Genomic DNA, 292 nt, shown 5'->3' with positions numbered 1-292 from the left:
CCTTTCATGTATAATAATATTGGTCAATATATTATTTAATTCGAGCATTTTTCATGGCTAGTTCAACGCAAATAAAAGCACTTATGCAATCGCATATCGATAAAGATGACGATAGATTTTTATCTATTGCGCTTCAAGTTGCTGCGCATGAAGCAAGAAGTGGTCATGGCAAACTAGCACAGGAATTAAAACAGCTTATTGATAAGGCAAAAAAAAAGAGCCTTAATAATCTACCTGTTTCAATTGCAAGTGGTGTCAAAGATTCTACGGGACTGCTGACAACAAGCTATCC

At 35.6% G+C, this 292-nt stretch carries 1 pseudogene; it reads left to right on the top strand.

What is annotated here, in order from left to right:
- Positions 1 to 53: 53 nt before the first annotated feature.
- A pseudogene (locus AAEY62_RS21760) lies at positions 54 to 292 on the top strand (ATPase); the annotation flags it as partial.

The sequence above is a fragment of the Pseudoalteromonas sp. GW168-MNA-CIBAN-0100 genome, assembly GCF_040309225.1.
Classification (GTDB): Bacteria; Pseudomonadota; Gammaproteobacteria; order Enterobacterales; family Alteromonadaceae; genus Pseudoalteromonas; species Pseudoalteromonas arctica.
This window is presented reverse-complemented; position numbering and strand designations above follow the sequence as displayed.